The organism is Paraburkholderia phymatum, assembly GCF_040965635.1.
GTDB classification, from domain to species: Bacteria; Pseudomonadota; Gammaproteobacteria; order Burkholderiales; family Burkholderiaceae; genus Paraburkholderia; species Paraburkholderia phymatum_B.
Window position 1 is genome coordinate 142,544 of the sequence record NZ_JBFRCH010000005.1, and the last position, 21,066, is coordinate 163,609.

Here is a 21,066-nt window from a genome sequence, read left to right on the forward strand (position 1 = left end):
GGCCGGACCACGCTTTGCCGCGCGTACCCGGATTGTTCTAATCCGGCGACAACTATCTTCGCGTTTGGCTCATTTATCTCTAACTATCCGCTCTCTACAATCCATCCATCGAAACAGGTATGCAGAACGGCGCCGCGAGAAACAGGCGGCGTCATGCGATGGAGAAGGCCATGAGAGCGATCATCGAACGACAGCTTTATCACCCGGCAGTGGTGCTGCCGATGGTGTCGCTCATCCAGATCATGGTGCAGGTGGATTTCAACCTGAGCCAGGCCGGCTTCGTCGTCGCGACGCAGGGCGCGCGCGCCGCGTTGCAACGCTCGCGCGAACTCCTTTGCTCGTTTCATCACTGCGACGCTTGAGCGGCTGCGTTCGCGCGGCAAGTCTCTCCGGCCAGCCTTCAAAAGGATTCGCAACCACGCACTTCGAATGACGCAACGCAGGCGTAAGATGACCGACTCGACACGCGTTTCGGGAGGTCCGCCATGCCACAGCACTTCGACGCCGTTGTGATCGGCACGGGACAGGGCGGCTCGCCGCTTGCCGTGCGGCTTGCCAAAAGCGGCCGCAAGACAGCCGTGATCGAGCGCGAGAAATTCGGCGGCACTTGCGTGAACGTCGGTTGCACGCCGACCAAGGCATACGTGGCGAGCGCCCGTGCCGCGCATGTCGCGCGCCATGCGGCCGATTACGGCGTGCGCATTGCCGGTGACCTGAGCGTCGATCTCGCGCAGGTGAAGGCGCGCAAGGACGCGATCATCGGACAGTCGCGCGACGGCGTCGAACACTGGCTGCGCCACACGAAGAACGTCACCGTTTTCAAAGGGCATGCGCGCTTCACGGGCCCGCATGCACTCGCGATCACCGATCCCGCCAACGGCAACGCGATCGCCGAACTCCAGGCCGACGACATCTTCATCAATACGGGCACGCGCGCTGTCATTCCGCAGATCGACGGGATCGAACGCATCCGCTATCACACGAACTCGACGCTGCTCGACCTGACCACGTTGCCGGAGCATCTGGCGATTGTCGGCGGCAGCTATATCGCGCTCGAATTCGCGCAGGTGTTCCGCCGTTTCGGCAGCCGCGTGACGGTGATCGTGCGCGGCAATCGCGTGCTGACGCGCGAGGACGAGGACTTCGCACGCAACGTGCAGGACGTGCTCGCGCATGAAGGCGTGGAATTCCGTTACGGCAATGAGCCGTCGCGCGTCGAGCCATTGCACGCGGACGGCGACGGCGTGCGCATCTTCTTCGGCGCCGACGCCGCGCCGCTCGAAGCGTCGCATCTGCTCTTCGCCACAGGCCGCCGCCCGAACACCGACGACCTCGGCCTCGATGTCGCGGGCGTCACTGTCGACGGGCACGGCACGATTCCCGTCGACGGCCAGTTGCGCACGGGCGTGCAGGGCATCTGGGCGATCGGCGACGTCAACGGACGCGGCGCGTTCACGCACACGTCCTATGACGACTACCAGATCGTATCGGCGAATCTCTTCGACGGCGGCAAGCGCAGCGTCGACGACCGGATCATGGCGTATGCCGTGTTCGTCGATCCGCCGCTTGCGCGCGTCGGTATGTCCGAGAGTGAGGTGCGCAAGGCAGGCCGCGACGCGCTGGTCGCGACGATGCCGATGACGCGCATCGGCCGCGCGCGAGAGAAGGGCGAGACACAGGGCTTCATGAAAGTGCTCGTCGACAGACAGTCGAAGCAGATACTCGGCGCGACGATCCTGGGCGTCGACGGCGACGAGGCGATCCACACGTTCATCGACATCATGACGGCGCGCGCACCGTACACGACGCTGCAATTCGCGATGCACATCCATCCGACGATCAGCGAGCTGATCCCGACGCTGCTCGACGGTCTTGCGCCTTTGAAATGAGGTCGGCCATGCAGCTTCGAACCGGCAATCTGTTCAGCGTCGACAATCGTGAGATCAGGCGCAGCGGCGAAGAGCGGGTCGACGTGCTCGTGACGGGGCAGCGTCTGAACGTGGAGCGGATCGTGTCGATGGGTCACGTGAGCCCCGAAGGCTTCTGGTACGACGACTCGCGCGCCGAATGGGTCGTGCTGCTGTCGGGCGCGGCCGTGCTCGAGTTCGAAGAAGACGCGACGCTGCACGAGATGCGGCCCGGCGATTACGTGCTGATCGAGCCACATCGCCGGCATCGCGTCGCGTGGACGCATGCGGAGGAGCGGACTGTCTGGCTCGCGATTTATCACGAGCGCTGAGGGTTCGGCTCGTTTGACGATCGTCGACATGCAAGCGCTTCATCGCGGATAATCGGCGGCTGCGGCGCGCCGCTTGTGTGCGCACCGTTTCAGCGGCAGGCGTGGTGCCTGCTTTCATCGCGCTGTGGGTGCCGACGGCGCTCCCTATGTCGCGCGCGGCAAGGTGGCACACGCCCGGCGGTCGCGTCGACCACCCGATACAGGAACAGCGGATGCTGCTCGCGCTCAAGCTCGCACTCGTGCCCGGCTTTCTCGCCGCTTTGACGATGGTAGGGCGCGCGTGGGGGCCATCGGTCGCGGGTTGGCTGGCGGGACTGCCTGTGGTCGCGGGCCCGATCGTGCTGCTGCTCGCGCTTGAACGCGGGACGGCGTTCGCGGCGCAAGCATCGGCGACGTCGATTGCGGCGATTGCCGCCTTGGAGGCGTTCAACCTCGCGTATGCGTGGACCTGCCGCACGTGCCGTTGGCCTGTCGCGCTTGGCGCCGGGCTGCTTGCGTGGGCCGTCGTCGCTGCATCGCTCGTGCGTTTGCCGGCGACGCTTGCATGGTCGCTCATGGCGGCGTGCGTTGCGGTCGCGGTGTCGCAGGCAGGGTTGCCGCGCGTCGCGGGCGCAGTGCCCTCAGCGCGTGCCGGCGTGGCCGACCTCGTCGCGCGCATGCTGGCGGGCGCGCTGCTGACACTCGCCGTCACGACGCTTTCCGCGTCGATGGGCGCCGCCTGGAGCGGCATGCTGTCGGTGTTTCCGTTGCTCGGCATCGTGCTCGCGGTCTCGGCGCAACGCGCGCACGGCGCGGGCTTCGTCGCGCTGTTGATGCGCGGCATGGTGATCGGTCGCGCATCGTTCGCGGCGTTCTTCGCTGTCATCGCGCTGATGCTGCCGACATTCGGCGTGCTACCCGCGTTTGCTTGCGGCGCGCTCGTGTCGGTACTCGTGCAGGGCGCCACGAAGCGCCTGATTGCGATGTCGCGCAAGTCGCGCGCGCCGCTTGCCGCGCTCGATTGAGCCCGGGTTAAGGAATACACACGATGCCCCAACGCCCCCCACACCCTTCCCGCATCGGCCTGATTTCGGACACGCACAATCTCGTGCGTCCCGAAGCGTTGGTGCATCTCTCCGGATGCGACGCGATCGTTCACGCCGGAGACATCTGCAATCAGGCCGTGCTCGATGCGCTCGCGCAGATCGCGCCGTTGACGGCCGTGCGCGGCAACAACGACATGGGCGAATGGGCCACGTCGATTCCGACGCACGCGACGCTCGTCGTGCAGCAGGTGAAGATTCTCGTCGTCCACGATATCGCCGATGTGCCGCGCAATCTGTACGACGACGATGTGCGTGTCGTCGTGACGGGGCACTCGCACAAGCCGCTGATCGCCGAACGCGACGGCGTGCTGTTCGTCAATCCCGGCAGCGCGGGGCCACGGCGGTTCAAGCTGCCGATCTCCGCCGGCATGTTGACGATCGATGGCGCGCGCGTCGAAGCCACGCTGCACACGCTGACGGCATAAAAAAACGGGTCAGCCGAAGCCGACCCGTTTCGTGTGCATCTGTTGTCCGGGCGATGCGGTCAGGCGTCAAGCGCGCGCCGTGGCAGTTGCCGCATACGCTTCTTCGATCTCCGCGGCTTCGCGTTCGCCGCGCAGCACGGCATGCGCTTCGGCGCGCGTGGCCACGCACGGACCCGAGCCGAGCAGCGGCTTGCGAGCCGTCTCGCGCAGCGCGATCACGGATACGACACCAATCAGCGACGCGCCCATCAGATAGTACGCGGGCATCATCAGATTGCCAGTGCTATCGACCAGCCACGCTGCAACGAGCGGTGTCGTGCCGCCGAACAGCGACACCGACACATTGAAGCCGATCGCAAGCGCGCCATAGCGGATCTTCGTCGGAAAGAGCGCGGGCAGCGACGAGGGCATCACGCCCGTGAACGTCGACAGCAGCGCGCCGAGAATCAGCAGCCCGCCGAACACGGGCAGCACTGCGCCCGTGCGGATCAGCAGCAGTGCCGGAATCGACAGCAGAAAGAGACCCACACAGCCGAGCAGCATCACCGGCTTGCGGCCGATCCTGTCCGACAGGTGGCCTGCGTAGAGCGTCATCGGCATCATCAGCACCATCACGGCCAGCACGAGGAACAGGCCGTGCGATTCGTTGAAGTGCAGCGTCGCCGACAGATAGCTCGGCAGATACGACAGCGCCATATAGTCGGTCACGTTGAAGATCAGCACGAGCCCGACGCATTGCAGAAGCGGCTTCCACTGCTGCGCGAGCAGCTCCATGAACTTCTGCTTCGGACGCGACTTCTCTTCGACTTCACGCGCTTCGGCTTCCTTCTTGAAGGCGGGCGTTTCTTCGAGCTTCATCCGGATGTACAGGCCCACGAGACCCAGCGGCCCGGCGATGAAGAACGGCACCCGCCAGCCCCACGACAGCAGCGCGTCCTGAGACAGCGAGGACGTCAGCACCGCGACCGTGCCCGCGCCGAGGATATAGCCGACCAGCGTGCCGAACTCGAGGAAGCTGCCGGCGAAGCCGCGTCGGCGGTCCGTCGAGAACTCGGCGATGAAGGTGGCCGCGCCGCCATACTCGCCGCCCGTCGAGAACCCTTGCACGAGGCGCGCGACGAGCAGCAGCACGGGCGCGAGAATGCCGATCGCGCCGTAGCTCGGAATCAGCCCGATCGCGAAGGTGCCGAGTGCCATCATGATCATCGTCATCGCGAGCACGCGCTGGCGGCCGATGCGGTCGCCGAGCGGGCCGAACACCATGCCGCCGATCGGGCGCACGAGAAACGCGGCCGCAAACGTGCCGAAGGTCGCGATCAATTGTGCGGACGGGCTGCTCGACGGGAAGAACACCTTGCCCAACGTGACGGCGATGTAGCTGTACACGCCGAAGTCGAACCATTCCATCGCGTTGCCGAGTGCCATCGCGCCGACGGCACGCTTGAGAAGGGTGTTGTCGACGACCGTGATGTCGTCGAGGGTGAGGCTGTTGTCGTTGGACTTGTGTCGCCAGAAGCCGTTGCTGGAAGCGGTCAAGGTTTAAAACTCCTATGACTGCGGCCGAACGCGGAAGCGTTCCGCCACGGATTGCTGGAAATGCAGTTTCGCGAGCGGCCAAAGGCATTTTGCCTGGCGCGGACCGCGCGAGGGCGCACTGCGCAGACGTGCGGGGCACTCGCGCAGAAAAATGACGCCCGTGCAACGCGAAGGTCGTCGCGAAATTGCACTCGTGGGGTTGCTGCTAAACGTTGGTATCCGCGTGGCCTTGCAGGGGGGCAGATACCGGAGGGCATTCACGCACGCAGGGCATTCACGCACGCAGTGCGCTCATGCCGCTTGAAAGGCTTGAAACGAAAAAGGCCGGCGAGGCGTCGCTCTGGATCGCGTCAATTCAGTCTGCGCGACTTGCAACGAAACAACCGACAAGCCTTCTTGTATAAAAACAGTTCAATCCGAACCCGGCAAGCACGGCTGGATTATGCACGGCTGGGTCGTGAACCGAATGCGAATGAAGGGTTAATGCTGTTAGAACGACGCACATGTTAGCACGATGAGCGAGGATCACGCAAACCTCCCGTCCGGCAAGGGACGCGAACGTGGGGCAATCCCTTGTCAGGCGGAGGATTGCGGGAATTCGGCCGCGGCTGAAGAAGTGGGGTGGGATTAACGGTTGCGTTCAATTTTTCGCGATGCGCGCGTACAAGGTGCAAGCAGGTATGGGCGAAAAAAATCCGCGCCCGAAGCGCGGACTCTTGTTGAGTTCGCGGCGCGTTCAGCCTTGCGCCGGGGGCACGTAGCCCGAAGCCTGGTCGGCGCCTTCGCCGAAGAAGAACTTCTCCGTCTGCTTCATCAGGTACTGACGCGCGCGCGGATCGGCCATGTTCAGCCGGTTTTCGTTGATCAGCATCGTCTGTTGCTTCAGCCACTGCTGCCACGCTTCTTTCGAAATGCTCTCGTAGATCCGCTTGCCGAGTTCGCCCGGCAGCGGCGGGAAATCGAGACCTTCGGCTTCCTTGCCGAGCTTCGTGCATTGAACCATGCGAGTCATGCTGTGCTTCTCCTGTAATCGATATGGGACGGCGGCGCGCGATAGGGCGTTATGTTGAGCGCTCAGAGCTGTTTCATCAGCACGAGCGACTTGCGCTGCCAGTTGTAGAGCCGGCGGCGATCTTCGGGCAGATCGTCGACGGTGGCCTTCACGAAGCCTCGTTTGAGGAACCAGTGTTCGGTGCGCGTCGTCAGCACGAAGATGCGAGTGAGGCCGCGCGCCCTCGCGCGCTGTTCGATGCGCTTCAGGAGCCGCTCGCCATCGCCCGAGCCCTGCGCTTCGGGCGCGACCGTCAGACAAGCCATTTCGCCGATGCGCTCCTGCGTGTACGGATACAGCGCAGCGCAGCCGAACAGCACGCCGTCGTGCTCGATCACCGAGAAATGGTCGATGTCGCGCTCGATCTGGTGACGTCCGCGCCGCACGAGCGTGCCGTCCGTCTCCAGCGGCTCGATCAGCGTGAGAATGCCGCCGACGTCGTCGGGCGTCGCTTCGCGGAGGCTCTCGAGGTTCTCGTACGAGATCATCGTGCCGACGCCGTCGTGCAAGAACAGTTCCAGCAGCAGGCTGCCGTCGAGCGCGTACGGAATGATGTGTGCGCGCGCCACGCCGCCGCGGCAGGCGCGGATCGAGTGCTTCAGATAGAAACCGGCATCGCCCGTCACTGCGCCGCTTTCGTGCAACCGGTAAGCGTCGTCCAGCGACATTTCGCGAATCAGCGAGCCTTCTTCGTCGAGCAGGCCGTCCGTTTCGGTGAGAAACACGATCTTGTCCGCGCGCAGCGCAATCGCGGCCGCCGACGCGACGTCTTCCATCGCCAGATTGAACGCCTCGCCCGTCGGCGAGAAGCCGAGCGGCGACAGCAGCACGAGCTTGCGGCTCGCGAGTGAGTGACGGATGGACTCGGCATCGATCTTGCGCACGACACCCGTGTGCTGGAAATCGACTCCGTCCAGAATGCCGACCGGGCGCGCCGTCACGAAGTTGCCCGACACCACGCTGATGTGCGCGTGCGCCATCGGTGTGTTCGGCAAGCCCTGGCTGATCGCGGCCTCGATGTCGAGACGCACTTCGCCCGCCGCTTCCTTCGCGGACTCGAGCGCGCGCGCATCGGTGATGCGCATGCCGTGCGAAAACTCGGATTCGACACCATGCAGGCTCATCTGCTCTTCGACTTGCGGACGAGACCCGTGCACGAGCACGATCTGGATACCCATGGCCTGCAACAGCGCGATATCGGAGACGAGTGCGTTGAGCAGCCCCTGATGCACGACTTCGCCGCCGAACCCAACGACGAACGTCTTGTTTCGGAACGCGTGAATATACGGCGCGACCGATCGCATCCAGTCGACGAATTGCGCGTGCTGCAACAGGATTTCCGCGTCGCTGGACGAGGCCGGCGAACTGGCGGGCGAGGGGACGAGGTCGGTTTGGGAATTCATGCCCCGGATTATAATGCGCCCCCATGTCGAATGTACCCAAAAGCTCCGCTGGAGCTGATACGAAAAACGCGGCTGACGCTGCTGCGAAGGACGCCGCGAAGGCGACGCCGCGCGACCGTCACAACGCGCCGCGCGACGCACACGGCGAAGCTTCGCGTCGTGACGTTTCCGTGAACGCCGCGAATGCGCCGCGTCCGGACGATTCCGCGTCCGGCGCCGCGGCCACAAAAGATGCAGGCGCCGCTCGCGATCGCGCGAAAAGCGGCGCGCACGGCCAGCCGCGCGCACAGGGCGGCAAGCACGCCGGCGGCCAGCAGAATGAAAGGCCGCATGCAAAGCCGAACGACAAGCCGAACGACAAGCCGCGCACAGGGCCGCGCGAACCGCGCAAGCCCGCGCGAATAATCGAACCGAATCCGATTCCGCCCATCACGTTCCCCGAAGCGTTGCCCGTTTCCGGCAGACGCGAGGAAATCGCGCGCGCGATCGCGGGTCATCAGGTCGTGATCGTCAGCGGCGAGACGGGTTCGGGCAAGACGACCCAGCTGCCGAAAATCTGCCTTGCGCTCGGACGCGGGCTCGGCGCGGGCGGCAGCGGTCTGATCGGACACACGCAGCCGCGCCGGATCGCGGCGTCGGCGACGGGCCGGCGCATCGCCGAGGAACTCGGCACGCCGTTCGGCGAAGTGGTCGGCTACAAGGTGCGCTTCACCGACAATCTCGCGCCGGGCGCCTCCGTCAAGCTGATGACGGACGGCATTCTGCTCGCGGAAACGCAGACCGATCCGCTGCTGAAGGCGTACGACACGCTGATCATCGACGAAGCGCACGAGCGCAGTCTCAACATCGATTTTCTGCTCGGCTATCTGAAGGAAATCCTGCCGAAGCGTCCCGATCTGAAGCTGATCGTGACGTCCGCGACCATCGATGCCAACCGTTTCGCGCGCCATTTCGGCAGCGAAGAAAAGCCCGCGCCCGTGATCGAAGTGAGCGGGCGGCTCTATCCCGTCGAAGTGCGCTATCGCGCCGTCGCCGAAGATTCGCCGGCTGTGAAAGCGGCGGAAGGCCATGCAGGCCGCGAGCGCTGTGATCGTTCCGATCGGCCCGATCGACCGAGAACGCAGCGCGAGACGGATCGCGATCTGATGGACGCGATCGTCGAAGCTGCCGACGAGCTGTGCCGCGAAGGCCCCGGCGACGTGCTCGTGTTCCTGCCCGGCGAGCGCGAAATTCGCGACGCGGCGGAGGCGCTGCGCAAGCACCATCCGCCGCATACGGAAATCCTGCCGCTGTTCGCGCGGCTTTCCGCGGCGGAACAGGAGCGCGTGTTCCGTCCGTCGAACGCGCGGCGCATCGTGCTCGCGACCAACGTCGCCGAAACGTCGCTGACGGTGCCGGGCATCCGTTATGTGATCGACACGGGCCTCGCGCGCGTGAAGCGCTACTCGTACCGCAACAAGGTCGAGCAGTTGCAGGTCGAGTCGATCTCGCAGGCGGCCGCGAACCAGCGGGCAGGGCGCTGCGGCCGCGTCGCCGACGGCATCTGCATTCGGCTCTATGACGAAGCCGATTTCCAGGCGCGAGCGCGCTTCACCGACCCCGAGATTCTGCGTTCGTCGCTGGCCGCCGTCATCTTGCGGATGAAGTCGCTGCATCTGACGGCGATTGAAACGTTTCCGTTCATCGAGCCGCCGCCCGGACGCGCAATCGCCGACGGTTACCAGTTGCTCAACGAACTCGGCGCCGTCGACGACGACAACGCGCTGACGCCGCTCGGCCGTGAGCTCGCGCGTCTGCCGCTCGATCCGCGCGTCGGCCGGATGATTCTCGCCGCGCGCGACCAGCAGTCGCTGCGCGAACTGCTGATCATCGCGAGCGCGCTATCGGTGCAGGACCCGCGCGATCGCCCGATCGACGCGCAGGAGCAGGCGGACCAGGCGCATCGCAAGTTTGCCGACGAGCGCTCGGAGTTCCTGCAATGGCTCAAGATCTGGGCGTGGTTCGAAGAGGCCGTCGCGCACAAGAAGTCGAACAAGCAGCTAACCGATGCATGCAGGCAGAACTTCCTGTCGCATCTGCGTCTGCGCGAATGGCGCGACGTGCATTCGCAACTGCTGACGGTGGTGCGCGAACACGGCTGGCGTCTGAACGAAAGCGACGCGACCTTCGAGCAGATCCATCTCGCGCTGCTGACGGGCCTGCTCGGCAACATCGGCCTGAAAGCCGACGACGAGCCGTACTATCTCGGCGCGCGCGGCATCAAATTCTATCTGTGGCCGGGCTCGGCGCTCGTGAAGAAGGCGGGCAAGTGGGCGATGGCGGCGGAACTGGTCGAGACGAGCCGGCTGTACGCGCGGTGTATCGCGAAGATCGAGCCGGAGTGGGTCGAGCGGGTGGGCGCGCATCTGTTGAAGAAGTCGCTCTCCGAGCCGCATTGGGAAAAGCGCGCCGCGCAGGTGTCGGCGTTCGAGCGCGCGATGCTGTACGGCTTGCCCGTCTATCACCGGCGGCGCGTGAGCTTCGGCAAGCAGGACCCGGCGCGCGCGCGGGAGCTGTTCATTCGCGGCGCGCTCGTCGAAGGCGAGTTCGACACGAAGCTCGCGTTCTTCGCGCACAACCGCAAGCTGCTCGGCGAAATCGAGCAGCTCGAACACAAGTCGCGCCGGCAGGACGTGCTGGTCGACGACGAACTCATCTACGCGTTCTACGATCACGCGATTCCGAACGGCATCTATACGGGCGCGGCGTTCGAGCGCTGGTATCGCGACGAAGTGAAGAAGAGCGGGCAGCAGGAAGACAAGCTGCGTCTGCTGTACCTGTCGCGCGACGACCTGATGCGTCACGAAGCGGCCGGCGTCACGACCGATCTGTTTCCTAAGCGGATGACGATGTCGGGCGTCGAGATGGCGCTGACGTATCACTTCGAACCGGGCTCGCCGCGCGATGGCGTGACGCTCGCCGTGCCGCTCTTCGCGCTCAACCAGGTGGATGCGCGGCGCGTCGAGTGGCTCGTGCCGGGCATGCTGAAAGAGAAGACGCAACTGCTGCTCAAGTCGCTGCCGCAGAAGCTGCGCCGCCATTGCGTGCCGCTGCCGGAGTACGCGGCGGGTTTCGTCGAGCGTCATGGCGGCACGCGCTTCGGCACGGGCGGCCTGCTCGATGCGCTGATCGCCGATGTCCGCGAGCAGAAGCAGGTCGCGATGAAACAGTCGGACTTCAAGCTCGAAACGCTCGCGCCGCATCTGTTCATGAACTTCAAGGTCATCGACGAGCACGGCCGTCAGCTCGCGATGGGTCGCAACCTCGCGCAACTGCGCGCCGAACTCGGCGGCCAGGCGCAACAGCATTTTCAGAAGATCGCGGCGAGCGCGGCAGGGGCGGCGCTCGCCAATGCGACTTCGGGTGGCATCGCGCCTGCTCGCGGCGCGACGGGCGGTGGTTCACGTGGTCCGAACAGCGCTGCCGCGCGAAGCGCTTTGAGCGCGCCGCACACGCCATCGACAGCAGAATCCGCCGCGGCATCCGCGACCGCGCTCTATGAAAACCTGACGACCTGGAATTTCGGCAAGCTGCCCGAGCTGCTCGAAATCCGCCGGGGCGGGCAGACGCTGTTCGGCTATCCGGCGCTCGTCGACCGAGGCACGCATTGCGACGTGGAAGTGTTCGATTCGCCCGACGAGGCCGCGCGCATCCATCGCGCGGGGCTGCGGCGGCTCTTCGCGTTGCAGTTGCGCGAGCCGATCAAGTACCTCGAAAAGAACCTGCCGGGCTTGCGCGAAATGGCAATGCAGTTCATGCCGCGCGGCACGCAGGAAGAGCTGCGCGATCAACTGATCGACACGGCGCTCGACCGCGCGTGCCTGCAAGACCCGCTTCCCGACGACGACGCGAGCTTCCACGCGCGCAAGGACGAGGGCCGCAGCCGGTTGACGCTGCTCGCGCAAGAGATTGCGCGCCTCGTTGGACTGATCCTTGGCGAATACGCGGTTGTCGTCAAGAAGCTGGCGCAGGCGAAGCCGTTCGCCGCGCCTTATGCGGACATGCAGAACCAGTTGGATGCGCTGATCGGCAAGCGCTTTGTCGTCGATACGCCGTACACGCAACTGACCCATTTTCCGCGTTACCTGAAGGGCATCGCGCTGCGCATCGACAAGCTGAAAGCCGATCCGGCGCGCGACGCGCGTCAGTCCGCGGAATTGCAGCCGCTCGCGCAGCATTACCAGCGCGCGCTCGCGCAGCGCGGCGGCGTGCCCGATGTGCGGCTCGCCGAGTTCCGCTGGCTACTCGAAGAGTTGCGCGTGTCGCTCTTCGCGCAGGAACTGCGCACGCCGATGCCTGTTTCCGTCAAGCGGCTGTACAAGGTCTGGGAATCGATGCAGCGGTGACGAGTTCGGTGCCTCTCGTTCGGTTCGCCGGATGGTGTGCATTGGAGCGCTTGTCGCGCAGTGTGGCGTGGCCTCGCGAAAGCGGACGAAAATCACATGGGCAAAATCACACCCTGTGATTTTTGTCGTTCGCTTTCGTGTCAGGCGGCACGCGTCTCACCAGTGCATCCCCGCGCCGATCGACGCGCCGACTTCGCCGCGCGAGCTCGCTGTGCCCTGGAACTTGTACACCCACTTACCCGTGTCCGACAGTTGCGACACGCCGAGCGCCATCGCCAACTGTCCGCCGTACGTGCCCGCTGCGAGCGCGACCATGCCGCGACCCGGCAGCACCGCTTGCGGAAGGCCCGCCATCGCGATCGCCGCGGCTGCGCCGCCGTAGCCGTCCTTGCGGACCGAGCGCACCTTGTCGTCGCTATAGCTCTTTGCCTCGCCGACTGCGCTGCTCACGCTCTGGTTCAACTGGTTGACGTTGACGGCATCCGTGCCCTGGATACCCGCCGCGACGTTCGTGATTTGCCGTTCCTGGGCAGCCACGCCGACCGATACGGTATTCGCGCGATCGGCGACCGAGCCTTGGCCGAGCGCGACTGAATTGTCCGCGCTCGCGTTCGAGCCTGCGCCCAGCGCGACCGCATTCGCGCCGCTGGCCTGCGCATTGGCGCCCGCTGCGATGGAGTGTGCGCCGCTGGCCACTGCCGGTTCAGTGGCGGGCGAGCCTCCGGCGCTGAACATCGGATTCGATGTGTTCACCGTGATGTTGCCGACGGCGCTGTCGAGCAGCGCGGAAAGCCCGCGCACCAGCGGTAAAAATGCCCACATCGGATCGTGCGAAGCCCCTTGCGGCAACGCGCCGCAACGCCTGTTTTTCCGCGATCCGGGTCAACCGTTGGGCTGAGCAAACGTTCTACAATGGCAACTGTCCCCTGATGTGAGTTTTCATGCGCAAATTTTCCCTTCCCGGCTTGACCAGCACGTTTGCAGCCGGCGCGGCGCTCGTCGCGGCAGCAAGCTTCTTCTCCCCGGCAGTTCATGCGAACAACGTGATCGTGCTCAATTCCGGCGAAGCCACGTTGAGCCTGATCGACGAGGCCACGCGTCAGGTCGTCGATACCGTGCCGACCGGCAAGGAGCCGCATCACCTGATGGCGACGCCGGATAATTCCTCGCTGATCGTCGCGAATTCGGTGTCGAACAATCTGATGTTCGTCGACCCGAAAACGGGCAAGCTGCAGCGCTGGATGGAAAACATCGAAGATCCGTATCAGATCGGTTTCTCGCCGGATCGCAAATGGCTGGTGACGACGGGCCTGCGCCTCGACCGGCTCGACATTTACCACTACGACGGCCACAACATGACGCTGGCGAACCGTCTGCCGCTCGCCGTGATGCCGAGCCACATCGCGTTCACGAACGACAGCAAGACGGTGTTCATCACGCTGCAGGTGTCGGGCGAACTGGCGGCCGTCGATCTCGCCACGCAGACGGTCAAGTGGAAGATGAAAGTCGGCAAGGTGCCGGCCGGCCTGTGGATGACGCCCGGTGACAAATACCTGCTCGTCGGCATGACAGGCGCGGACTATGTGGCTGTCGTCGACTGGAGAAACCAGAAGGTCGTGAAGACGATCACGACGGGCAAGGGCGCGCACAACTTCCGCTCGCTCGCCGACGGCAAGCACGTCGCGGTGTCGAACCGGGTGGCGAGCACGATCAGCATCATCGACGAGGACACGCTCACCAACGTCGGCGACATCACGGGCCTGATGCCAGGGCCGGACGACATGGAACTTTCCGCGGACAAACGGTATCTGTGGGTGACGTTCCGTTTCGCGAAGCATGTCGGCGTGATCGACCTGAGCACGCGCAAGCTGATCCAGACGATCGCCGTGGGCCGCTCGCCGCACGGCATCTATTTCTTCGATCGCGCGCCCGTCACCGCGCCGAACGGAGCGTAATGCGACATATGACGCAGGCGGCGCGCCTTGCCTGAGCGCGCGCCTGCGAGCCGCGAAGCCACGCGGTAAAGTCATGGGTAACGCCGAACGACGAAGAGCACGATGTTCCATCTGATCGTTTCCAATCTCGATAGCTTCATCTCGTCGATCCAGACGCTGCTGTACGTCGATGTCGTGCAGCCGCTGCTGTTTCGCTTCGACCTGATGGGCTACGACGAAGACACGTACGACAGCCTCTACTGGGCGATCGTCGGCGTGCTGGAAGTGCTTGCGATGTACGCGCTGCTACGGCCGCTCGAAGCGCTTCGGCCGGTGGAGCAGTGGAAGGACCGCAAGGCGGTGCGCGTCGACGTGCTGTACACGTGGATCGCGAAGCTCGGCATTCTCAACCTGTTTTTCTTTTTCGCGCTGCAGCCGTTTTTCGACTCGGTGCAAGGCTGGCTGCGCCTGCATGGCATCGCGAACATCGAGCTCGACAATCTGTGGCCCGGCGTGACAACGCAGCCGATCGTCACGTTCATCATGTATCTGCTGGTGCTCGATTTCGCCGGCTACTGGTATCACCGCGGGCAGCACGGGATCGGCGTCTGGTGGGAGCTGCACGCGGTGCATCACAGCCAGCAGCAGATGTCACTCTGGGCCGACGACCGCAACCATCTGCTCGACAATCTGCTGCAAGCATGCTTCTTTGCGGTCATCGCGCTCTTCATCGGCGTGCCGCCGTCGCAGTTCGTCGTGCTGGTCGCCGTCACGAATCTTGCGCAGAGCGTGCAGCACGCGAACATTCGCATGTACTTCGGCCGGATCGGCGAGCGCCTGCTCGTCAGCCCGACGTTCCACCGCCGTCATCACGCGATCGGCTACGGCCACGAAGGGTTGAAGTACGGCTGCAATTTCGGCGTGCTCTTTCCGTGGTGGGACATGATGTTCGGCAGCGCATCATGGAGCCGCGAGATGGAGCCGACGGGCATCCGCGATCAGCTCAGCGGCCGGCGTTACGGCGAAGGTTTCTGGGCGCAACACTGGCTGGCGTTCGTGCGCATCGCGCAGCGCATCGGCGGCAAGAAGCAGCGGCGCGCGGCCTGAGGCGCTGTCGACGTACTTTCTCCATTGCCTTTTCACAAGCGTAGCGCGCCCGGCAATCGCCGGCTTCTCGTGCGTGGATGAGGCCGGCGCAGCGGCGCACTCACGTTGCTGTCCGCGCTGCAAGTCCGCAATCGCCGTCCGAACTCGACGTGGTTTATCCTGTCCACGTTTCCCTCTTTTCCCTGCGTTCCAGCTACCGTCATTGACTTCGCATGAATGATCTCTTGCGCTCGTTTGGGCGCGCGCTTTCTTCCGTGCTGCATCCGCGCATGCTCTGGCTGACGTTCATGCCGTTTGCGGCGGCGGCGATCGTCTGGGGCGTGGTCCTCTGGTTTTCCTGGCAGACGTTGATCGGCGCGACGCGCAACTGGCTCGAAGGCTGGCCGCTCACGACCACGCTCTACCGGCTGTTCGACTGGCTCGGGTTTTCATCGCTGCATGCGGCCGTTGCGCCGTTCATTGTGATCGCGGTCGCGATCCCCCTTATCGTCGTGACGGTGCTGCTGCTGATTGCGACGCTGTCGATGCCCGCCGTGATACGTCATCTGTCCGCGCGTCAGTTCGCCGGGCTGGAGATGCGGCGCGGCGGCACGTGGTACGGGAGTCTCGTCCACTCTCTCTGGACGACGCTCGTGTGCCTCGTCGTGCTCGTGGTCACGCTGCCCCTGTGGCTGATCCCGCCTTTTTTCGCGCTGATCCCGCCGCTGCTGTGGGGCTGGCTCACGTATCGCGTGATGACGTATGACGCGCTCGCGCTGCACGCGAGCACCGAGGAGCGGCGCGCGCTCGTGAGCCGGCATCGTTTGCCGCTGCTGCTGATCGGCGTGGCGAGCGGGCTGCTCGGCTCGCTGCCGACGCTCATTTGGGCGTCGTCCGTCTGGCTGATCGTGCTGTTCCCTGTCATGACCGCGGCGACCATCTGGATCTATGCTTTCATCCTGGTGTTTACGGCGCTGTGGTTCGGCTTCTACTGCCTGCGCGCGCTGCAGCGGATGCGCGCCGACGAGCACGGCGCGAATGGTCATCACGGTCGGGATGGCCCGCACGATGGCCCATACGGTGCGCGGGACCCGGCGCGCATTTCCTACTGACATTCGACAAGAGGCTGCAATGGCATTTGGCGTCATCATCATCGGCGATGAAATCCTGTCGGGCAGGCGCGTCGACAAGCATCTGCCCAAAGTTATCCAGCTTCTGAGCGCGCGCGGGCTGTCGCTCGCATGGGCCGAATATATCGGCGACGATCCCGCGCGCATCACAGCGACGCTGCGCCGCTCGTTCGCAACGGGCGATGTCGTGTTCTCGACGGGGGGGATCGGCGCGACGCCGGACGATCACACGCGCCAATGCGCGGCCGCCGCGCTCGCCCTGCCGCTCGAACTGCATCTGGAAGCGAAAGTGCTGATCCAGGAGCGCATCCGCGAGATGCATCCCGCCAACGCGCCGACACCCGTCGATTTCTATTCGCCCGAGAATCTGCATCGTCTGAACATGGGCACGTTTCCGCGCGGCGCATCGATCATTCCGAACGGCTACAACAAGATTCCTGGCTTCTCGGTCGGCGATCATCATTTCGTGCCCGGCTTCCCGGTGATGGCCTGGCCGATGATCGAGTGGGTGCTGGATACGAAGTATGCGCATCTGCATCACTCGACTCCGCATGCGGAAAAGTCCCTGCTGGTTTTCGAGTTGCCTGAATCGACGCTGACGCCGTTGATGGAAAAGATCGAGCGCGACTTTCCGGGCGTGCGCGTGTTCAGCCTGCCGAGCGTCGGCGATGCGGAGCGCGGCGGCATCTATGCGCGCCGTCATATCGATCTTGGCGTGAAGGGCGAGCCCGAGGCCGTCGCAGCGGCGTTCGTCAAGCTGCGCGAAGGTGTGCATCTGCTCGGCGGCGATATCGTCGAGGCGGAAGCGATTGCGGCACAAGCCCAGCCGCGCGGCTGATCGCGGCTAGGCGAGGCAATCGGCGCTGCGCAGGCGGGGAGGGTAACGCGCGCCGTCTGAAGAACGTCATTCGCGTGTCATATCGCGCGCGGACGATTCAAATGGAATCGCAAACGAAAGGAAGCGCAAACGAAAGCGGCGCACGGTTCACACCGTGCGCCGCTTGATTCTGCAAATCCCTCGGCTTCGGTTCGTCGTATTCGAGTCTCGCGTCTTTATGCGCCGATCCACGGCAAGCCGCGGTAACACCAGCCCGATACCATCTTGCGATGCCCTTGGCCATCCTTGTCGCCTTCGAAGCCTTCGAGTAGATCCAGCGCCTTTGTGAAGCCGGCCTGCGTCGCGGCAATGGCGGCGAGCTTCGAGCGCGCGGCACTGCGGCACAGGAGCAGCACGGGCGTATCGGGTGTCGCGACCTGGCGAAGCTGGTCGATGAACTCGACATTCGGCACGCCGCCCGGATAGCGCGTCCATTCGACATGTGCATACTGGCCGTCGCCGACGACGGGGCGGCCGACCCAATCGAGCTCGGCGCGCGTGCGGACGTCGACGAGGCGGGCGCGCGGGTCGAGTTGCAGAAGCTCGAACGCTTCGGCAGGCGTGACTGCGCCCGCATACGGAAGCTGGTTTTCGACACGGCGCTTTTCAGCCTGGCTGTACAACTGTTCGAGCGTACTCATGACAGCAGATCTCCTCGGAGCCAAAAAATCATTCTAGCAAGCACGCGCATACGGGGCGCACAATCGCAAGCGGAGCTTGACGTACGGGGAGGTGCTCCATTCTGGTGCAAAATGAGATCAACGCACCAAAATAGGATATTAAGCAGGTGCGGATTTTTATGATGCACGTTGGTGGTGCAGCAAGCCGGCTTCGGGTCGCGCGATTCCCGCAAACAGTGTGCGCCGATTCCCCGCAAAGGCGCATCAACATTAGCGCTGCAACGAGCCGGCATATGTTCAACAAAAATATGGCATGGAAGCTGCTTTATTGGTCCCGATCGAACTGGCCCGACGCCAGAAACGGTCTGCTCCAATATGTCGGTATTCGAGGGGTGGACGCGTCGGGGCTGGTCAGCTAGATTGGGCGGCGGCTCAACCCGCCGAATTCGTTAATCAGGAGATAGGTTATGAGTAAATCCGTGGCCGACGTCATGCAGCTCGTCAAGGACGAGGACGTCAAGTTTGTCGACTTCCGTTTCACCGACACGCGCGGCAAAGAGCAACACGTTTCGGTGCCGGTGTCGGCATTCGACGAAGACAAGTTTGAAAGCGGCCATGCATTTGACGGTTCTTCGATTGCCGGCTGGAAGGGCATCGAAGCGTCGGACATGCTGCTCGTGCCGGATGCGAACACCGCCTACATCGACCCGTTCTATGAAGAGTCGACCCTCGTGCTGACCTGCGATGTCGTCGAACCGGCTGACGGCAAGGGCTATGAGCGCGACCCGCGCTCGCTCGCGAAGCGCGCCGAAGCGTACCTGAAGAGCACGGGTCTCGGCGACACGGCCTTCTTCGGTCCGGAACCGGAATTTTTCATTTTCGACTCGGTCCAGTGGAACACGGACCAGTCGGGCTGCTTCGTCAAGATCGGCTCGGAAGAAGCACCGTGGTCGTCGGGCAAGGAACTCGAAGGCGGCAACACGGGCCACCGTCCGGGCACGAAGGGCGGCTACTTCCCGGTCGCTCCCGTCGACACGTTCCAGGACATCCGCTCGGAAATGTGTCTGCTGCTCGAACAGATCGGCATCCCCGTCGAAGTTCACCACCACGAAGTGGCAGGCCAGGGCCAGAACGAAATCGGCACGAAGTTCTCGACACTGGTTCAGCGCGCTGACTGGACGCAGCAACTGAAGTACATCGTCCACAACGTCGCGCACACGTACGGCAAGACGGCGACGTTCATGCCGAAGCCCGTCGTCGGCGACAACGGTTCGGGCATGCACGTTCACCAGTCGATCTGGAAGGACGGCCAGAACATGTTCGCAGGCAACGGCTATGCTGGCCTGTCGGAATTCGCGCTGTTCTACATCGGCGGCATCATCAAGCACGCTCGCGCGCTGAACGCGATCACGAACCCGGGTACGAACTCGTACAAGCGTCTCGTGCCGCACTTCGAAGCGCCTGTGAAGCTCGCTTACTCGGCACGCAACCGTTCGGCATCGATCCGTATTCCGCACGTCGCGAATCCGAAGGGCCGCCGTATCGAAACGCGCTTCCCGGACCCGCTCGCGAACCCGTACCTGTGCTTCTCCGCGCTGATGATGGCGGGTCTGGACGGCGTGCAGAACAAGATCCATCCGGGCGAAGCCGCGGACAAGAACCTGTACGACCTGCCGCCGGAAGAGGATGCAAAGATCCCGACCGTGTGTGCCGGCCTCGATCAGGCGCTGGAAGCGCTCGACAAGGATCGCGAGTTCCTGACGCGCGGTGGCGTGTTCACGGATGCGATGCTCGACGCTTACATCGAACTGAAGGAAAGCGAACTGCAACGCGTGCGTATGACCACGCACCCGGTCGAGTTCGAACTGTACTACTCGCTGTAAGAGGCGCTGCGCTCTGCTCGCACGTGTGCGGGCAGGCGTAGCCCCGACGCTGCGATCGGTCATGAAGGGACGGCGGCGCCGTCCCTTTTTCGTTGGATCGAAGCGATGACTGTTCTATTTCAGATTGATGTAGCCGTATCGAACCGCGTGCGCTGAAGCCCGCTTCACCATCGCTGTCGGCGGGAGTTGGCGCTTTGGCGCTTACTCCAGCCCCATGCAACGCTATCTACCCGACTGCAAGATGGTACTGAAGAACCTCATCAAGGCCAGAAAAGGGCATACCGACGCGCTGTCGGATGATGTGCAGCTCGTCGAGTCCGGTTTGCTGCCGGGCTTCGAGGCGCTGCCCACGGTCGTGCTCGTGCTCGACAAGCGAACGCTGCGTGTCGCGTTCGCGAACCCGTCGGCGGAATCGATGCTCGAAATGTCGCGCCGGCAACTGACGCAGATGGCGTGGCCCGACATCTTCACGAACGGCGAGGAGCTGACGGCGACCATCGCCGCGATCGCCGCGCACCGTTTTCACGCGACGCATCTGGATGCCGTGCTCGAGCGTCCCGGCCACGAACCGCTGCATGTGCATGCCGTCGTTGGCTTTATCGAGAGCGCACAGGACTACGTGCTGCTCGAACTCTTCGAGAACGAGCGGCATCTGCGCTCCGATCGCGAAGAACGTATTCACGATCTGACGGCCGTCAACAAGCAGCTGATCCGCAATCTCGCGCATGAGATCAAGAATCCGCTCGGCGGCATTCGCGGCGCGGCGCAACTGCTCGAGTTCGAACTCGGCGCGCGCGAACGCGATGAGCTGCGCGAGTACACACAGGTCGTCATCAAGGAATCGGACCGGCTGCAGACGCTCGTCGACCGGCTGCTCGAACCGCATCGCCATCCGCATATCGTCGGCGACGTGAACATTCACGAAGTGTGCGAACGCGTGCGCGCGGTGATTCTCGCGGAGTTTCCGCGCGGCCTCACGATCGAGCGCGACTACGACGTGAGCGTGCCCGATCTGCGCGGCGACAAGGAGCAATTGATCCAGGCGCTGCTGAACATCGTGCGCAACGCGGCCGAAGCATTGCGCGAACGCATCTCGCAAGGCGATGCGCGCATCGAGTTGCGCACGCGCGTTGCGCGCAAGGTGACGATCGCAAAACGCCTTTGCAAGCTGGCACTGGACTTGCATATCGTCGATAACGGGCCCGGCATTCCCGAAGAGATACGCGAGCGCATCTTCTATCCGCTCGTATCGGGGCGCGACGATGGCAGCGGTCTCGGCCTGACGCTCGCGCAGACATTCGTGCAACAACACGAAGGGATGATCGAAGTGGAGAGCCGTCCGGGTCACACCGAGTTTCAGATCCTGCTGCCGCTCAACTGCTGACAAGACACGCAATACAAGACTTCTGACG

16 protein-coding genes and 1 pseudogene are annotated in these 21,066 nt (G+C 64.0%); 12 read left to right on the plus strand and 5 right to left on the minus strand.

Annotated elements, in window-relative coordinates:
• Positions 1-170: 170 nt before the first annotated feature.
• From AB4Y32_RS12370 to AB4Y32_RS12390, 5 genes are all read left to right on the plus strand, one after another.
• The gene (locus AB4Y32_RS12370; protein WP_368721625.1) at positions 171-362 is read left to right on the plus strand and encodes a hypothetical protein; all 192 of its coding nucleotides are present in this window, start codon (positions 171-173) and stop codon (positions 360-362) included.
• Positions 363-485: 123 nt separating this feature from the next.
• Positions 486-1,889, plus strand: coding sequence for an FAD-containing oxidoreductase (locus AB4Y32_RS12375; protein WP_368721626.1), 1,404 nt, complete (start codon positions 486-488; stop codon positions 1,887-1,889).
• An 8-nt stretch (positions 1,890-1,897) separates the two neighbouring features.
• A complete protein-coding gene (locus tag AB4Y32_RS12380; RefSeq protein WP_368721627.1) occupies positions 1,898-2,239 on the plus strand; it encodes a cupin domain-containing protein in 342 nt (113 codons plus the stop codon).
• A gap of 215 nt (positions 2,240-2,454) precedes the next feature.
• Positions 2,455-3,243, plus strand: coding sequence for a hypothetical protein (locus tag AB4Y32_RS12385; protein WP_368721828.1), 789 nt, complete (start codon positions 2,455-2,457; stop codon positions 3,241-3,243).
• Positions 3,244-3,266: 23 nt separating this feature from the next.
• Positions 3,267-3,749: a metallophosphoesterase family protein gene (locus tag AB4Y32_RS12390; protein WP_368721628.1), complete on the plus strand. Its 483-nt coding sequence runs from the start codon at positions 3,267-3,269 to the stop codon at positions 3,747-3,749.
• A gap of 66 nt (positions 3,750-3,815) precedes the next feature.
• Here AB4Y32_RS12390 and proP read toward each other — a convergent pair whose 3' ends face one another.
• The 3 genes from proP to argA form a co-directional block, all read right to left on the minus strand.
• Positions 3,816-5,285, minus strand: coding sequence for a glycine betaine/L-proline transporter ProP (gene proP, locus AB4Y32_RS12395; RefSeq protein ID WP_368721629.1), 1,470 nt, complete (start codon positions 5,283-5,285; stop codon positions 3,816-3,818).
• A 736-nt stretch (positions 5,286-6,021) separates the two neighbouring features.
• Positions 6,022-6,297, minus strand: a complete 276-nt coding sequence (locus AB4Y32_RS12400) for an oxidative damage protection protein (RefSeq protein ID WP_012400884.1) — start codon at positions 6,295-6,297, stop codon at positions 6,022-6,024.
• A gap of 62 nt (positions 6,298-6,359) precedes the next feature.
• Positions 6,360-7,739 (minus strand): amino-acid N-acetyltransferase, encoded by a 1,380-nt coding sequence (gene argA / locus AB4Y32_RS12405; protein ID WP_368721630.1) that lies wholly within the window; start codon positions 7,737-7,739, stop codon positions 6,360-6,362.
• A 23-nt stretch (positions 7,740-7,762) separates the two neighbouring features.
• Between argA and hrpA the strand changes: the two genes are divergently transcribed.
• Positions 7,763-12,124, plus strand: a complete 4,362-nt coding sequence (gene hrpA, locus AB4Y32_RS12410; protein WP_368721631.1) for an ATP-dependent RNA helicase HrpA — start codon at positions 7,763-7,765, stop codon at positions 12,122-12,124.
• Positions 12,125-12,280: 156 nt separating this feature from the next.
• On the opposite strand, the pseudogene AB4Y32_RS12415 reads toward hrpA, so the two are convergent.
• A pseudogene (locus tag AB4Y32_RS12415) lies at positions 12,281-12,916 on the minus strand (YadA family autotransporter adhesin); the annotation flags it as partial.
• A gap of 149 nt (positions 12,917-13,065) precedes the next feature.
• Here AB4Y32_RS12415 and AB4Y32_RS12420 point away from each other — a divergent pair.
• From AB4Y32_RS12420 to AB4Y32_RS12435, 4 genes are all read left to right on the plus strand, one after another.
• On the plus strand, positions 13,066-14,079 hold the full coding sequence (locus AB4Y32_RS12420; RefSeq protein WP_368721632.1) for a YVTN family beta-propeller repeat protein: 1,014 nt from the start codon (positions 13,066-13,068) through the stop codon (positions 14,077-14,079).
• Between the two features lie 102 nt (positions 14,080-14,181).
• A complete protein-coding gene (locus tag AB4Y32_RS12425; RefSeq protein ID WP_368721633.1) occupies positions 14,182-15,165 on the plus strand; it encodes a sterol desaturase family protein in 984 nt (327 codons plus the stop codon).
• Positions 15,166-15,377: 212 nt separating this feature from the next.
• Entirely contained in the window at positions 15,378-16,256 is an 879-nt protein-coding gene (locus tag AB4Y32_RS12430) for an EI24 domain-containing protein (protein ID WP_368721634.1), read from the plus strand.
• A gap of 19 nt (positions 16,257-16,275) precedes the next feature.
• Complete coding sequence (locus AB4Y32_RS12435; protein ID WP_368721635.1) at positions 16,276-17,112, plus strand: competence/damage-inducible protein A; 837 nt, start codon at positions 16,276-16,278, stop codon at positions 17,110-17,112.
• A gap of 215 nt (positions 17,113-17,327) precedes the next feature.
• Here AB4Y32_RS12435 and AB4Y32_RS12440 read toward each other — a convergent pair whose 3' ends face one another.
• Positions 17,328-17,792 (minus strand): rhodanese-like domain-containing protein, encoded by a 465-nt coding sequence (locus tag AB4Y32_RS12440; protein WP_368721636.1) that lies wholly within the window; start codon positions 17,790-17,792, stop codon positions 17,328-17,330.
• A 446-nt stretch (positions 17,793-18,238) separates the two neighbouring features.
• On the opposite strand from AB4Y32_RS12440, the gene glnA reads away from it, so the two are divergent.
• Both glnA and glnL read left to right on the plus strand, forming a co-directional pair.
• Positions 18,239-19,654, plus strand: coding sequence for a type I glutamate--ammonia ligase (gene glnA / locus AB4Y32_RS12445; RefSeq protein WP_368721637.1), 1,416 nt, complete (start codon positions 18,239-18,241; stop codon positions 19,652-19,654).
• Between the two features lie 241 nt (positions 19,655-19,895).
• Positions 19,896-21,038, plus strand: a complete 1,143-nt coding sequence (gene glnL / locus AB4Y32_RS12450; protein ID WP_368721829.1) for a nitrogen regulation protein NR(II) — start codon at positions 19,896-19,898, stop codon at positions 21,036-21,038.
• Positions 21,039-21,066: the final 28 nt, after the last annotated feature.